The 14448-nt window shown below is 35.1% G+C and carries 17 protein-coding genes; 10 read left to right on the top strand and 7 right to left on the bottom strand.

Translation table 11 applies throughout. The annotated features are described in order from the left end of the window. Window positions 1–110 precede the first annotated feature (110 nt). From ACFQ0R_RS05700 to truB, 4 genes are read left to right on the top strand one after another with little or no spacing between them, the layout of a single operon-like run. The gene (locus ACFQ0R_RS05700; protein ID WP_379657411.1) at window positions 111–989 is read left to right on the top strand and encodes a cell division protein FtsX; all 879 of its coding nucleotides are present in this window, start codon (window positions 111–113) and stop codon (window positions 987–989) included. A gap of 3 nt (window positions 990–992) precedes the next feature. After that, window positions 993–1256, top strand: a complete 264-nt coding sequence (locus ACFQ0R_RS05695; protein WP_379657410.1) for a DUF3098 domain-containing protein — start codon at window positions 993–995, stop codon at window positions 1254–1256. After that, window positions 1256–2053, top strand: coding sequence for an undecaprenyl-diphosphate phosphatase (locus ACFQ0R_RS05690; RefSeq protein WP_379657409.1), 798 nt, complete (start codon window positions 1256–1258; stop codon window positions 2051–2053). Before ACFQ0R_RS05695 ends, ACFQ0R_RS05690 begins: the two co-directional genes overlap by 1 nt. Continuing rightward, window positions 2046–2744, top strand: a complete 699-nt coding sequence (gene truB, locus ACFQ0R_RS05685) for a tRNA pseudouridine(55) synthase TruB (protein ID WP_379657408.1) — start codon at window positions 2046–2048, stop codon at window positions 2742–2744. Before ACFQ0R_RS05690 ends, truB begins: the two co-directional genes overlap by 8 nt. Here the strand turns inward: truB and ACFQ0R_RS05680 are convergent. Then, window positions 2741–3358, bottom strand: a complete 618-nt coding sequence (locus tag ACFQ0R_RS05680; protein WP_379657407.1) for a thioredoxin family protein — start codon at window positions 3356–3358, stop codon at window positions 2741–2743. The genes truB and ACFQ0R_RS05680 overlap by 4 nt on opposite strands. Window positions 3359–3404: 46 nt before the next feature. Between ACFQ0R_RS05680 and ACFQ0R_RS05675 the strand changes: the two genes are divergently transcribed. Then, window positions 3405–3971: a DNA-3-methyladenine glycosylase I gene (locus ACFQ0R_RS05675; RefSeq protein ID WP_379657406.1), complete on the top strand. Its 567-nt coding sequence runs from the start codon at window positions 3405–3407 to the stop codon at window positions 3969–3971. 39 nt (window positions 3972–4010) lie between these two features. Here ACFQ0R_RS05675 and ACFQ0R_RS05670 read toward each other — a convergent pair whose 3' ends face one another. Continuing rightward, the gene (locus ACFQ0R_RS05670) at window positions 4011–4370 is read right to left on the bottom strand and encodes a toxin-antitoxin system YwqK family antitoxin (protein ID WP_379657405.1); all 360 of its coding nucleotides are present in this window, start codon (window positions 4368–4370) and stop codon (window positions 4011–4013) included. A 222-nt stretch (window positions 4371–4592) separates the two neighbouring features. Here ACFQ0R_RS05670 and aspS point away from each other — a divergent pair, with 222 nt between their 5' ends. From aspS to ACFQ0R_RS05650, 4 genes are all read left to right on the top strand, one after another. Then, complete coding sequence (gene aspS / locus ACFQ0R_RS05665) at window positions 4593–6341, top strand: aspartate--tRNA ligase (protein ID WP_379657404.1); 1749 nt, start codon at window positions 4593–4595, stop codon at window positions 6339–6341. Between the two features lie 45 nt (window positions 6342–6386). Beyond that, window positions 6387–8174: a chloride channel protein gene (locus tag ACFQ0R_RS05660; RefSeq protein WP_379657403.1), complete on the top strand. Its 1788-nt coding sequence runs from the start codon at window positions 6387–6389 to the stop codon at window positions 8172–8174. Between the two features lie 9 nt (window positions 8175–8183). After that, window positions 8184–8465: a hypothetical protein gene (locus ACFQ0R_RS05655; RefSeq protein ID WP_379657402.1), complete on the top strand. Its 282-nt coding sequence runs from the start codon at window positions 8184–8186 to the stop codon at window positions 8463–8465. Between the two features lie 112 nt (window positions 8466–8577). Further along, complete coding sequence (locus ACFQ0R_RS05650; RefSeq protein WP_262901867.1) at window positions 8578–8769, top strand: cold-shock protein; 192 nt, start codon at window positions 8578–8580, stop codon at window positions 8767–8769. 387 nt (window positions 8770–9156) lie between these two features. On the opposite strand, the gene rpmF is transcribed toward ACFQ0R_RS05650, so the two are convergent. The 3 genes from rpmF to pdxA all read right to left on the bottom strand — a co-directional run bounded on the left by rpmF (window position 9157) and on the right by pdxA (window position 11012). Next, window positions 9157–9360 (bottom strand): 50S ribosomal protein L32, encoded by a 204-nt coding sequence (gene rpmF / locus ACFQ0R_RS05645; protein ID WP_379657401.1) that lies wholly within the window; start codon window positions 9358–9360, stop codon window positions 9157–9159. A gap of 15 nt (window positions 9361–9375) precedes the next feature. Then, entirely contained in the window at window positions 9376–9915 is a 540-nt protein-coding gene (locus ACFQ0R_RS05640; protein ID WP_379657400.1) for a YceD family protein, read from the bottom strand. A gap of 71 nt (window positions 9916–9986) precedes the next feature. Beyond that, window positions 9987–11012: a 4-hydroxythreonine-4-phosphate dehydrogenase PdxA gene (pdxA, locus tag ACFQ0R_RS05635; protein ID WP_379657399.1), complete on the bottom strand. Its 1026-nt coding sequence runs from the start codon at window positions 11010–11012 to the stop codon at window positions 9987–9989. A gap of 51 nt (window positions 11013–11063) precedes the next feature. On the opposite strand from pdxA, the gene ACFQ0R_RS05630 reads away from it, so the two are divergent. After that, window positions 11064–11654: a riboflavin synthase gene (locus tag ACFQ0R_RS05630; RefSeq protein WP_379657398.1), complete on the top strand. Its 591-nt coding sequence runs from the start codon at window positions 11064–11066 to the stop codon at window positions 11652–11654. Window positions 11655–11662: 8 nt separating this feature from the next. Here ACFQ0R_RS05630 and ACFQ0R_RS05625 read toward each other — a convergent pair whose 3' ends face one another. Together ACFQ0R_RS05625 and ACFQ0R_RS05620 are read right to left on the bottom strand one after the other, a co-directional pair. Further along, a complete protein-coding gene (locus ACFQ0R_RS05625; RefSeq protein ID WP_379657397.1) occupies window positions 11663–13081 on the bottom strand; it encodes a TolC family protein in 1419 nt (472 codons plus the stop codon). Beyond that, window positions 13078–14448 carry an HlyD family secretion protein gene (locus ACFQ0R_RS05620; RefSeq protein WP_379657396.1) on the bottom strand — a complete coding sequence of 457 codons (1371 nt, stop codon included), beginning with the start codon at window positions 14446–14448 and terminating at the stop codon, window positions 13078–13080. The genes ACFQ0R_RS05625 and ACFQ0R_RS05620 overlap by 4 nt, the downstream gene beginning before the upstream one ends.

The following is a 14448-nucleotide window of genomic DNA, read 5'->3' as shown; positions in this document are numbered from 1 at the left end:
GTTGACGAGTGAGGACTTGAAATGTATAGCGGGTAAAGGCGCCCATAAAATTAATCTCGCGCTTCAGCGTTATAATGCTATAGTTTTATATTTTTACCAAAATTTATAAAGTGGCTTCATCTTTTGAAAAATATCAAAAACGACGATTGATTACCTCCTACTTTTCGGTGGTCATCAGCATTGCTTTGGTGCTGTTTTTGGTTGGGTTATTGGCTTTATTGGTGCTTAATACCAAAAAAGTTGCCGATCATTTCAAAGAACAAATCGCCTTGTCTATCTACTTAAAAGACACGGCCAAAGAAGTTGAAATTGATCAATTACAGAAGTCGCTAGCCCTTTCTGAATATACCAAAAGCATAGAATTTGTTTCCAAAGAAGAGGCTGCCAGGGCTTATAGTAAGGAGATTGGTGAGGATTTTATGGAGTTTCTGGGATACAACCCGCTACAAAACTCGATTGATGTATATTTTAATGCAGACTATGTATCTGAGACGAAGATTGCCGAAATTTCCAGAGATTTGGGAGAAAAGGAGTTTGTGGACGAAATCATCTACGACAAACCGCTGATTGCCCTGTTGAATGACAACATTAAACGACTGAGCTTTTGGATTTTGGCCGTGAGCGGATTACTAACTTTTATTGCTGTATTGCTCATCAATAGTTCGATTCGTCTTTCGGTTTACGCTAAACGATTTACGATAAAAACCATGCAAATGGTAGGAGCCACTAAACGCTTTATACGACGACCATTTATCCTAAAGAGTGTAAAGCTTGGGATTATAGGTTCCTCGATTTCCTTGATTGGAATGGCTGTCGTTTTATATTACCTAGACAGGAGCTTTCCAGAACTGAAACTCATAAGCGACGAAATTTTGTTAGCAGCAATTTTTGCAGGTGTTCTGGTTCTTGGTATCCTGATTTCCTGGTTGAGCACATTCTTTGCGACTCAGCGCTTTTTAAATTTAAAAACTGACGAATTGTATTATTAAAATATGGGAGAAAGTAAACGTAAAAAAGAAGCTAAGGCGAACGAAAAGTTCATTTTCGAAAAGGAAAATTACAAGTTCATGATTATAGGTTTGGCTGTAATTGCCCTTGGATTTATACTTATGGCTGGTGGTGGTAGTGATGATCCTAATGTGTTTAACCCTGAAATATTTAGCTGGAGACGGATTCGTCTTGCACCAACTGTAGTTTTGATTGGTTTTGCTATTGAGATTTATGCTATCCTATTAAAGCCTAAATCTTCTAATTAATGGATGTTTGGGATGTGAGTATCCTTGGGATTATCCAAGGCTTGACAGAATTTTTACCCGTTTCCTCCAGTGGACATTTAGAGCTGGGAAAAGCGATTTTAGGAGATAATAGTTTACCAAAAGAGTCTTTATTATTGACTGTTATTCTTCATTTTGCGACGGCTCTAAGCACAATTGTTATTTTCAGAAAAGATATTGTTGAAATTCTAAAAGGCTTATTTTCTTTTAAATGGAATGAAGAAACTCGGTTTTCGTTAAAAATTATCATATCTATGATACCTGCTGGGTTGGTAGGCTACTTTTTTGAGTCTGAAATGGAAATGCTTTTTGGAGAAAACATAATTCTGGTTGGATTTATGCTAATTTTTACGGCGCTTCTCCTGTGGCTTACCGACAAAGCCAAGGCAACTCGAAAGCCTGTTTCTTACAGCAATTCTTTTGTGATTGGGGTTGCTCAGGCCATAGCCATTTTGCCTGGGATTTCACGAAGCGGGTCTACAATTGCTACCTCGGTTTTGCTGGGTAATGATAAGCCCAAAGCTGCTCGATTTTCATTTTTGATGGTGATTCCTCTTATTTTAGGAAAAATAGCAAAAGACATCACTGGAGGTGAAATTTCTTTAGAAAATACCAATATATTGATTTATGGTGTTGGATTTGTCACAGCCTTTGTCTCGGGATTATTTGCTTGTACCTGGATGATTTCTATTGTAAAGAAAAGCAAACTCAAATATTTTGCTATCTACTGTTTTGTAGTAGGTGTTGGAGCCATCATTTTCACTCAAGTCAATGGATAAACTTACTCTTGAACATATAAAAGAAGGACAGGTCTTATTATTTGACAAGCCTTTGCACTGGACATCTTTCCAAGTAGTCAATAAAGTAAGATGGCTTATCAAGCAAAAATTTGGACTTAAGAAAATAAAAGTGGGCCATGCAGGAACCTTAGATCCTTTAGCGACCGGACTTGTTATTTTATGTACAGGAAAAGCGACAAAAACCATTGAAACATTAATGGGACAAACCAAAGTATACACAGGTGAATTCACTCTTGGGGCCACCACTCCATCTTATGATATGGAAACGGAAGTTGATAATACTTTTGATATTTCACACATTAACGATGAGCTAATTGAAAAAGCACTCATCCAATTTCAAGGCGAAATAATGCAGCGACCTCCTATTTTTTCAGCATTGAAAAAAGAGGGAAAACGGCTCTATGAATTTGCCAGAAAAGGCGAGGAAGTTGACATCCCAAAGCGCCAAGTGAAGATTGATAATTTTGAAATCATTAAAAACAGCTTACCACAACTACAGTTTGAAGTCCAGTGTAGTAAAGGGACTTACATCAGAAGTTTAGCTTACGATTTCGGAATAGCATTAGATTCTGGAGCTTACCTTTCTGAATTGAGGCGAACTCAAATTGGTGACTATCAAGTTGAAAATGCTTTGTCTATTGAAGATTTTGAGAAGTTATTGAATAATTAGTCTGTTTGAACTAAGCAGTTCACTAAATCTTCTGCTATATTTTTTCCTTTGTCTTGATTATACCATTTCTGAAGCCTGATTTTAAATTCATCTCTTAATTCTCCAAATTCTGCTTTTTCATTAGTCACCATATCTGCTGCTTCCTGTGGTCTTGGCCCCCAAGTAAAAAATATTTTTTCTTCTTCGAGATTGAAGGAAATCAATTTTGGTATAGACTTGCCGCCATTGGTTAAGAACTCATCCATCAGCTCATCATTTTCATCTCTCAAAATCAGTCTGAAGTCTATAAGCGAGTTGTTTTCTGTAATTTTTTTTATGATTGGGAGAACAGGGGCTGCATCTCCACACCAACCTTCAGTGATGACTAGCCATGCTTGTTTCTGATCTACTCCCTGAATTTTATGAACTTGTTCTGAAGTTAATTCTGAAGTTTTTTCCCATCGTTTCATTCGGTTAAGACCTAGTTTGGAATAGTTAAGATAAGCCTCATTTTGAGTAAAGCCTGTTGACTTGCCTTCTAGTAGAAGATCTTCAACGAGCTTTTTATATTCAGAATATGAAAGAGTTTTATCTAGATGTTTTTTTATTATTTCAAGTTTATTCTGCTGGGACATAATCTGTATTTTTACTGAAGTAGTCAAAAATTAATTTTAATTAAAGATGGCAAAAGTAAGGTGTGACTGGTGCAATAATTCTGAAATCTATGTGAAATATCACGATGAAGAATGGGGAGAACCTATAATTGAGGATCACAAGCTTTTTGAAATGATTGTGCTTGAAAGTTTCCAAGCAGGCTTAAATTGGTTAACCATTTTAAAGAAGAGAGAAGGCTTTAGAACTGCCTTTGATAATTTTGATTATCAAGTAATCTCAAATTATTCTGAAGAGAAGATTTTAGAATTACTTCAAAATAAAGACATTATAAGACACCGAGGGAAAATTGAAGCTGCTATCAATAATGCTAATGCATTTATAAAAATTCAGAATGAATTTAATTCATTTTCGAAATACATCTGGGGTTTTGTAGCACACACTCCTAAAATCAATTCTTATACAAGTCTTGATCAAGTTCCTGCACAATCTCAACTAAGCATAGCTATATCCAAAGATTTGAAAAAAAGAGGGTTTAAATTTCTTGGACCTACCACAGTTTATGCGTTTATGCAAGCTGTAGGACTTGTGAATGACCATCTTACCTATTGTTTTAAGCATAAAAAAAGTGTTTGAGAAATCAAACACTTTTAAATTTATAGAATGTAAACTTAATTAGTTACTAACCAATTGAGTCTCTAATTTATCCCAAGTACTTACTTGAACAATTCTATTATTGCTGTAGTCTACTTCAGAAAGAATTCCATCATTCCAAAAAAACCATTTTCCAACTTTATTACCGTTTTCGTAATTTGCCTTGGCAAGTTTGTTTCCTTCTTTATCATAAGACTTCCATTCACCATGAAGTTTATCATTTAAAATATAACCAATTTGGTGTAATTCACCACTATCATAAAATATAGTCACCTTTTCTAAATCTCCGACTTTCTCTTTCTTCACTAGGTTATTTTCAGTCTGAGCAAAAAGTGTAAAACTCATTAAAAATACCATTAAAAGTGTGCTAAGTGCTTTCATATCTTTTTTATTTAGACACAAATATAAACATAATTTACGTTTAAAAAACATTTAGTTAACATTAAATTTACATACAACTCCTTAACCCCTTTACAAGCTCATTAGGTGCAAAACATATATGGAAGTATTCTTGACAATACTTTATTCAAAAATTTCTTTTACATATCTTAAATAAGACCTCTAACTTCTTATTTTTGCAAATCGTTTCATAAAACAGTTGACATGTATAGAGATCACAATAACAGCGAGTTAAACATCTTATCTTTGAATAAAAAGGTGACTTTATCTGGTTGGGTTCAGAAAATAAGAGATAAAGGATTTATCATTTGGGTAGACTTGAGAGATCGCTATGGTATTACTCAACTTGTGTTTGACTCTGAGCGGACTTCCAAAGAAATCATGGAGCAGGCTAGAGAATTGGGGCGAGAATTTGTGATCCAGGTCGAAGGACAAGTTTTGGAAAGAGAATCCAAAAATGAAAATATTGCAACAGGAGAAATTGAAGTTTTAGTAGAAAAACTTACAGTTTTAAATGCCTCTGAAACTCCTCCTTTTACTATTGAAGACAAGACAGATGGTGGTGAAGATTTGAGGATGAAATACCGTTACCTAGACATTAGAAGAAATCCAGTTAAAAACAAACTGATTTTCCGCAGCAAAGTCTCAATGGCCGTTAGAAACTATCTTTCACAACAAGATTTTGTAGAAGTTGAAACGCCATATTTGATCAAGTCCACTCCTGAAGGTGCCAGGGATTTTGTCGTCCCAAGTAGAATGAACGCTGGGCAGTTTTACGCCTTGCCTCAATCCCCACAGACCTTTAAACAATTGCTGATGGTTGGAGGTTTGGATAAGTATTTTCAGATTGTAAAATGCTTTAGAGATGAAGATTTGAGAGCAGACAGACAGCCTGAGTTTACTCAGATAGACTGCGAAATGACTTTTGTAGAACAGGAAGATATTTTAAACACTTTTGAAGGGTTGACCAAGCATTTGCTCAAAGAAATCAACGGTGTGGAGGTTCAAGAGTTTCCTCGTATGACTTATGATGAGGCTATGAAAACTTATGGAAATGACAAACCAGACATCAGGTTTGGGATGAAGTTTGGCGAATTGAACGCGGTTGCTCAACATAAAGAATTTAAAGTTTTTAATGAAGCTGAATTGGTTGTGGGTATTTCCATTCCAGGCGCTGCTTCTTATTCAAGAAAAGAAATCGATAAGCTTATAGACTGGGTTAAACGCCCACAAGTTGGCGCTAAAGGCATGGTTTACGTTAAATATAATGAAGATGGAAGCCTAAAGTCTTCTGTAGATAAATTTTATGACGAAGCTGATCTCAAAGCATGGGTAGACAAAACCAATGCTAAACCGAGTGATTTAATTTGTATTTTATCTGGCGATGCTAATGCTACTCGAGCACAATTGAGTGCTTTACGCATGGAGATGGGTAATCGACTTGGATTGAGAAAGCCAAACGAATTTGCTCCTTTATGGGTGATAGATTTCCCATTACTGGAATGGGATGAAGATACCAAGCGTTATCATGCTATGCACCACCCGTTTACATCACCAAAAGTTGGACAAATTCCATTACTAGCTACAGATCCAGGCGCTGTAAAGGCAAATGCTTACGATTTGGTTTTGAACGGAAATGAAATTGGCGGAGGTTCCATCAGAATTCATGACCAGAAAACACAAGCCTTGATGTTCGATTATCTTGGTTTTACCAAAGAAGAAGCTGAAGCTCAATTTGGATTTTTGATGAAAGCTTTTACTTATGGAGCTCCACCTCACGGTGGAATTGCATTTGGTTTGGATAGACTTGTAGCTATTTTAGGAGGTCAAGAAAGCATACGGGATTTTATAGCATTTCCAAAAAATAATTCTGGAAGAGATATCATGATAGATGCACCTGCACCTATTGATGAGGAACAATTGAAAGAACTTGACCTTAAGTTGAGAAGTTAAGTTTGAAGCTGAAACTTCTGAAGAACAGTTTTAATTAAAAAGTTGATGAAGTTTAATTTATCGCACTTGCTCACTAAAGTCACAAATTGGCTTGAAAAAAGCCTGTCTAAACAGCAGTTACTCATTCTTATAAGTGCTATTGTTGGTTTGCTTTCTGGACTTGTTGCGGTTCTATTAAAAAACCTAACTTATTTAATTCAATCCTTACTTGGTGGTGGTTATATTTCAAATTACCATAACGCCTATTATTTTGTTTTCCCTCTCATAGGGCTTCTCCTTGTTTATCTATTTTCAAAATACATTTTAAAAAAGGAGATTGGTCAAGGTATATCGACTACACTGTATGCCATATCGAGGAGAAATGGTTTTATGCGTAAGTTTCAAAATTACGCGTCTCTGATTACGGCTCCTATTACTTTGGGGTTTGGAGGGTCTGCAGGTCTGGAGGCACCAACTGTGGTTTCTAGCGCAGCCTTGAGCACAAGCTTTTCAAAATTTCTGAACCTGACTCAGGCTTCTAGAACCCTCATGATTGGTTGTGCAGCAGCTGGTGCGATGTCATCTATTTTTCAGGCACCTATTGCAGGAATTATTTTTGCGATCGAAATTTTTAGTCTGGATTTGACCTTAGTGTCCATGATTCCCTTACTAGTAGCTTCTGTATCTTCGATTCTAACTTCTTATTTTTTCTTTGGTTCAGATATTATTCTTCATACTCAACTAGGTGAAGCTTTTGAAATAAGTGATGTTCCGTTCTACATCGCTCTGGGAATTTTTACAGCGTTTGCATCCATTACATTTACCAAAGTTTACATCTATACCTTCAAAAGATTTAAAACATTCAAAAGTAAGTTCAATAAAATAATTGTTGGAGGTCTTATTTTGAGCGGAATTTTATTTCTAGTCCCACAGATTTATGGTGAAGGGTATTCAACCATCAATGAATTGCTGGCAGGAAATCATGAACTCGTTACCAAAAATAAATTTCTACAAGGCTGGGACATGACTTGGATGGTTATCGTCTTTTTATTACTGCTCATTATTTTCAAAATGATTGCGACCTCAGTTACCATAGCCGCAGGTGGTATTGGAGGTATTTTTGCACCAGTCCTATTTATAGGAAGCATGATTGGCCATTGTTATGGGCTTGTGATCAATGCGCTAGGCATCACAAAAGTACCAGTTTCTGTCAGTCAATTTACCCTGGTTGGTATGGCAGGACTTATGGCTGGTGTCATGCATGCTCCTCTCACCGCTATTTTCCTTATTGCTGAAATCACTAGTGGTTATAGCCTTTTTGTTCCTTTAATGATTACGGCAGCTATATCATACGGAATTACTAGTCGATTCCAACCAAATTCTGTTTATACTATGGAGTTGGCCGAACGAGGTGACTTGGTGACTCACAACAAAGATCAGGCTGTGCTAACCTTAATGGACATTCAGCAAGTGATAGAAGATAATTTCAAGGTACTTACTAATGACATGAATCTTGAACAAATCGTTAATGAAGGAGTTATCAAATCAAATCGAAATATTTTTCCAGTGGTAGATGAAAATCATATCTTTAAGGGAATCATTCTTTTGGATGACATCCGTACAATAATGTTTGACCAAAGTCTTTATCAAGAGATGACTGTTATAGAATTAATGCAAAAGGCACCAGACATCATTGAGATGAATGAATGTAAAATGAAAGATATCATGAAAAAATTTCAAGAGACAGGAGCTTGGAACTTACCTGTGGTAAAAGATGGAAAGTATGTAGGTTTTATTTCAAAATCTAAACTACTGACCGCCTACAGACAAAAATTAATAGAAGTAACTGTTTAGAAATACACTATGAGAGCATTAATAAAATTAGTTTTTATATTAATAGCAGCTGGCTTTGTACTAGGTGCCTACTATAAACTATATGATAACGAAATAATTGGAGAGCGAATTATCGGGATAAGTGTTTTAGCGAGTGCCTTTGTATTGATGCCTCTGTTTTTAGCTCATCGATGGAAAGGGAAACGCCTTCAAGACTATACTTTAACAAAAGAAAATATGGATAGGATGAATAAAAATAATTCTAACAAAGCCCCTGAAAACGGGCATGATAAGGATAAGGCATCTAATTAAATCTTCTACCCTATTGAAAATGATTTATTTAAGATAAAGTTTTTTAATAAAATGAATGCAGAACATTATTTTTGTTTACTTTTGTATTAATTATTAATTATTATTTATTATTATGCAAGGTAAAGTAAAATTTTTCAATGAGTCTAAAGGTTATGGATTCATTACAAACGACGAGACAGGAGAAGATATTTTTGTTCACGTCACAGGACTAAACGGAGAATCTCTAAATGAAGGAGACGAAGTTGAGTACACAGAAGAAGAAGGAAGAAAAGGAATGAACGCTACAGATGTACGTTTGATCTAATCATATAACATTTTTTTTTCAAAACCTTAAAATGCCACTCTTTCGAGTGGCATTTTTTTTATATCAATTTCTTATCGGGGGTTAGTCAATTTTGTTAGTCTGGAAAATGAATAATTTTCAAAAATCAATTATTCCTTAAGATTTTATTCAAAGACGGGATGCATTATATGATCAAAGCTCTAAGTTCAATACAACCTAACTTGGTAAAACTAACCTTTCAACTCTTATCTATTGATAAACAAGCTCATACCTAGAAAATTTGACTTTGGTATATTTTAAGTCTAGGTTGAGAACTTATTTATAGATAATCATCTTCACATTTCAGAAAACAAAAAAACTCCTTTAACTTAATAAAGGAGTGATAGTGATATCTTAAGACTCATAGATTTACTCTACAACCTCAGCATCTTCAGTATTGTCAATCAGAACCTGACCTCTGTAAAACATTTTACCTTCATGCCAGTGTGCTCTGTGAAATAAGTGCGCTTCGCCAGTTGTAGTATCTGTTGCGATTTGAGGCATTTTAGCCTTATCATGCGTTCTTCTCTTATCCCTTCTTGTCTTCGATATTTTTCTCTTTGGATGTGCCATTGCTCAAATATATATTTATTCGTTTAGTAATTCTTTTAATTTATCCCAACGAGGATCAATTTCCTCTTGTTTTTTCTCTTCTTCTTTAATTGATTTAGGCTTCAACTCTTCTAATTTTTCAAGAATATCAGATTTAATTGAACCATCTTCTAAACCTGGATGTATTCTCTTGGCTGGAAGACCTAAAACAACTCCTTCATAAATATACTGCTGCACTTCTACTTGATGATCTCCATGAGGTAATATTAATAATTCTTCGTTATCATCATTATATACATCACCAAACTTAATTACCAAAGATAAATGATTATCTATTTCCTGGTTATAAGGCTCGAGAGTTACATCGCAATTGATATTGACGTAGCCAGAAAAATTGAATTCCAGTTCAAGCATATTCGCTTTCTTGGTAAATTCTAAATCTACAGCAACTTCAGAACTATTAAATTCTTGAAAATCATAAAGGTCAAAGAACGCATTATCAATTTTATAATCAAATCTGTGCTGCCCTTCCTTCAACCCTACAAAGGGTATAGCATAAGCTTTAAACTTCCTCATACAACATCAGTTTTGAGCCTGCAAATATATTAAAAATTCGTAATAATCCTCACAAAAATTCAATAATGATTTTACAGTGGATTTTTAGTAAGCTCTAGGTATTCCATTCTATTCTTAAAAATCGAAATACCCATGAAAATAGCTTGAGTGAACGAGCTGCTTTCTGCAATGCCTTTACCAGCAATATCAAAAGCTGTCCCATGATCTGGTGAAGTTCTTATGCGATTAAGACCCGCAGTGAAATTTACTCCCTTGCCAAAAGATAAAGTTTTGAATGGTATCAACCCTTGATCATGGTATGCAGCGATTATTGCATCAAAGTTTGCATTGTTCTTGGAGCCAAAAAAACTATCTGCTGCATAGGGTCCAAAAACGAATTTTCCATTTTCAACAAATTTCTTAATCGCTGGCTTTATGACCTCATCATCTTCTTTACCTATCACTCCGCCATCTCCAGAGTGGGGGTTGATTCCTAAAACTGCAATTTTTGGTTCTCTAACATTGAAATCTTTTTTAAGTGATTCGTGAATAGCACTTACCTTTTTACTGATAAGCTCTTCATTGATTTTGGAAGAGACATCTTTCACAGGCACGTGATCTGTTAAAAGTCCCACTTTAATGTTATCAGAAACCATAAACATCAAGCTATCTCCTTTAAGTTCCTGAGCTAAAAAGTCTGTATGTCCAGGAAAATTAAACTCATTTGACTGTATACTATTCTTATTTATAGGCGCTGTGACGAGCGTATCAATATCTTTTTTGATTAGTGCCTGAGTCGCAGCTTTTAGAGATTTAATTGCATAACCTCCAATCTTTTTGTCTTCTTCTCCAAAATTCACTTTTACATTTTCTTTCCAGACATTTACTACATTGATTTTACCTTCGACGGCTTCATCAGCACTAGATATTCCGTGAAATTGTAATTTGATTTTGAAATAATTCCCAAAAAAAGACATCATTTTAGAGTTTGCAAAAATCACAGGTGTAAAAAGCTCGAGAATACGGCTGTCTTGTAGAGATTTTAGAATGATTTCTGGGCCGATACCATTCATATCTCCAATACTTATTCCTACTCGTATATTTGACTTAGTTTTCATAAAATTCGTCTATTTTTGTAGTAAACAAATGTAACGAAATAATCTACAATTATGTTCACAGGTATTATTGAGGAAGTAGGAACAGTCTCAAAAATTGAGACTTCTGGAGGAAATATTGATTATACAATTAAGGCCAATCTAGCAAAAGAATTAAAGGTAGACCAAAGTGTCGCTCATAATGGTGTTTGTCTTACTGTTGTAGATATTAATAGTGATACTTATAAAGTTACAGCCATAGATGAAACATTAAATAAAACCAATCTCAAGCATTTGGAAGAAGGGCATCAAATCAATCTAGAAAGAGGAATGAAGATGAATGCTCATTTAGACGGACATATTGTACAGGGCCATGTAGATCAAATCGCCACATGTGAACGTGCTGAAACAAAAGATGGAAGCTGGGAATTTACTTTTTCATACGACCCTAAACTAATGAATGTAACTATTGAAAAAGGCTCTATTACCATTAACGGTGTTAGTCTTACAGTGGTAAATTCAAAGTTGAATGAGTTTAGTGTTGCAATTATACCTTTTACTTATGATCACACTACATTCAAAAACCTAAAAAAAGGTGATGTTGTAAACCTTGAGTTTGATGTAATTGGTAAATATGTGAAGCGTTTGATGGAAATACAATCTTAATAAACCATCTAATCTATTTCTACATCGTTAATCAGAATATTGAATAGACTTGCTTTAGATTTAAGTAATTTTTCAAAGACTTTTATTTCTTTAAGTCTGGATTCAATCAACTTAGACTCTCTGGCATTGACTAAAAACACAGAGCTTTCTCCAAAGCTGAATTTCCTTTCTTCGGCTCTAAGTAAGCTGGAATAGTCTTTCACTATAGATTGAAAGGTATTAAGCTGATTTATATAGGATAAGATTTCGCTTCTTGAGGCTTGTATTTTATTCTGAAGTTGAAGCGACTCATAATCTAAATCCAGCTGTGCTTGGTTAACTTTAATTTTTGCCAACTTCAAATTTCCACGCTCTTTCCTTAAAAATAAAGGAAGTTTAAAGTAAATTCCAGCCTTATAGTCGTTGGTATTGAAATTTTCAAACTGACCTACTCGCTCATTGATGAAGTTGTACTCAAGGTCCAACTGGGGTTTTAACATTTCAGCTTTCAACCTTTGATTGACTTCTAATTGATCTATCTTGAAGTCTAGAGCTCTTATCTTGGGGTGGTCTTCGAGTACAAAGTTCTCCAGCTGAAGTAAGTTTGTTCCTAAAACAGAATCTAGGGAATTTTCGTCTAGCTGTTCTGGTAAAACAAAAGGTCCAAGCTCTAAGGGAATATTGTCTTCGAACCATAAAAAATTGGAGAGTTGAAGTCGACTTTTGATCAATTTCAAATTGGCCTGTTCTAAACTCAGCTTTCTGTTTTGAACTATTATTCCTGCTTCTAAAGTGTCGATGGTAGGAATATCGCCAGCAAGTGCGCTTTCCTTGATACCTTCAAATCTTATCTGTGCACGTTCCTCAAAGTTGCTAAATAAACTCACTTCTCTGTTGGCTAGATACCAATCTAAATATGATAAAACAGCATCAGATAATAATTGGTTAAGACGAATATCACGTTGAGCCTGACTCAAATCTTGCATAATTTTAGACTGTTTCAAATCTGCCATTCTTTGGTTGATAAATAAACCTTGCCCAATAGGAACAGAAACTCCAGCACTATACAAACCATCATCTGGGACGTTATTCTGAGGATTTAAGTATTCGCCACTATTCTGCCCAAAACCAGCCTTTACTTCAATACCATACCAGGTTGGAATTTTAAAAGTAGAGTTGAGAATATCATAATATTCTGTTCCCTTAAATTCTTTGTTTTTCCAATCTACCATCACTTGTGGATCAAAAGCACCTCGTGATCTGAGCAGTTCTGCTTGAGCAGATGAAATTTCAAAGTTAGCGAGCTTTGCTATAGGATGGTATTCTTTTACATAAGCCAAAAACTCATTAAGACTGAGAATATTTTTATCAAAATCAACTGGTTGATCCTGAGCAGAACTAAACATGCTAAAAAATAGACTTAGCACTAAAAGATAGAAGCGAATCATTTTTTGGAATTTTGATTCTTATTTACATTTGTGTTAGATTCCTGTGGAGTGTAATAGTCTGGAGGAAAGCCATTAATCTGCCTCCACATCTCATACCATACTGGCACATCATCAAGCAAAGCCATGGTTCTGGCTCCAGAGCCAGCACGTATTACATCAGGCCAAGGTTGTTCATCCGGATCCTCCTCTATTAAAACTCTGAATTTACCTTTAGATGGATTAATAGTTCTTTCTACAGCGACAATTCTTCCTCCATAAGTACCATAAGATAAATTTGGCCATCCGGAGAAAAATATAGCTGGCCATCCATCAAAAATTATTCGGATAGGCTCTCCAGGGTGAAGTAATGGAAGGTCTATTGGATCTACATATGTTTCTACTGCAAGGTCAAAATCAATAGGCATAATACTCACAATCTGCGTTCCTTCGGAAAAAGTCTCACCTATTCCATTTTGCAGGGCTCTGTTGATGAAACCATCTTGAGGAGCAGTAATGAAACGCATGCCAGAACGAACACTATAATTCGAAAATTCTGTTTCTAACTTGGTACGCTGAGCTTCAGTATCGTACTGACCAGAAAGCGCTGTGAATTTATTGCTCTCTGCTTTAGAAATTTTTTCTTGGTAATTTGCCTTTATACTAGAAATTTCTATCTGTGCATTGATTATTTTGTTTCTGCTAGCCAGTAACTTGTTTTTCTGAGAAACAATTTTAGCCTGGCTATTTTGCAATTTGAGCCTTTTTTCTTCAAGATCTGTAACTGCTTTTAAACCTTCTTTTTCAAGACTTTCTGTTCGTTCATATTGACGTTCTGCAATAATCAATTGTGTTTTCTCTGCTTCTAAATCGATGCTATCGCTTTCAACTTGTAAATTGGCTTGTATCAATTTATTTTTAGCCTGCTCTAGTTTAAGCTTTCGCTCTTCTTTAAGGGCCTCAATTTGAAAATTTAATGCTTTCACCTTTTCGGTATAAGACTCTAAGGAAAAATTCTTAGCAGTAATTTGAGATTGAGCTCTGTCAAGTAATTGAGGGTCGAAGTATTTATCTTTAATCTCAGAAATATGTAGGATAGTGTCTCCTTTTTTCACAATCTGTCCCTCTTTAACATACCACTTTTCAATTCTACCTGCTATTGCAGATTCAATAGACTGCGCTCTTTGACCTGGATTTAATGCAGTCACATAACCTTTACCTTGAACAATTTGAGTCCATGGTAAAAAAAGTATAGCCAAGAAAACAACACCAAAGATGGTCATGATCTTATTGAACGTAAGAAAACGGTCTTTGTGAAATGTAAATTCCATTGATTTATACTTAGATAAATCAACTTTTTCGTTCAGTTTAAGTTTTGATATATCTAGCAT

The organism is Psychroflexus salinarum (genome assembly GCF_042677225.1).
GTDB lineage: Bacteria > Bacteroidota > Bacteroidia > Flavobacteriales > Flavobacteriaceae > Psychroflexus > Psychroflexus salinarum.
The sequence above is the reverse complement of the archived record's forward strand: the minus strand, read 5'-3'. Positions and strand labels throughout refer to the sequence as shown.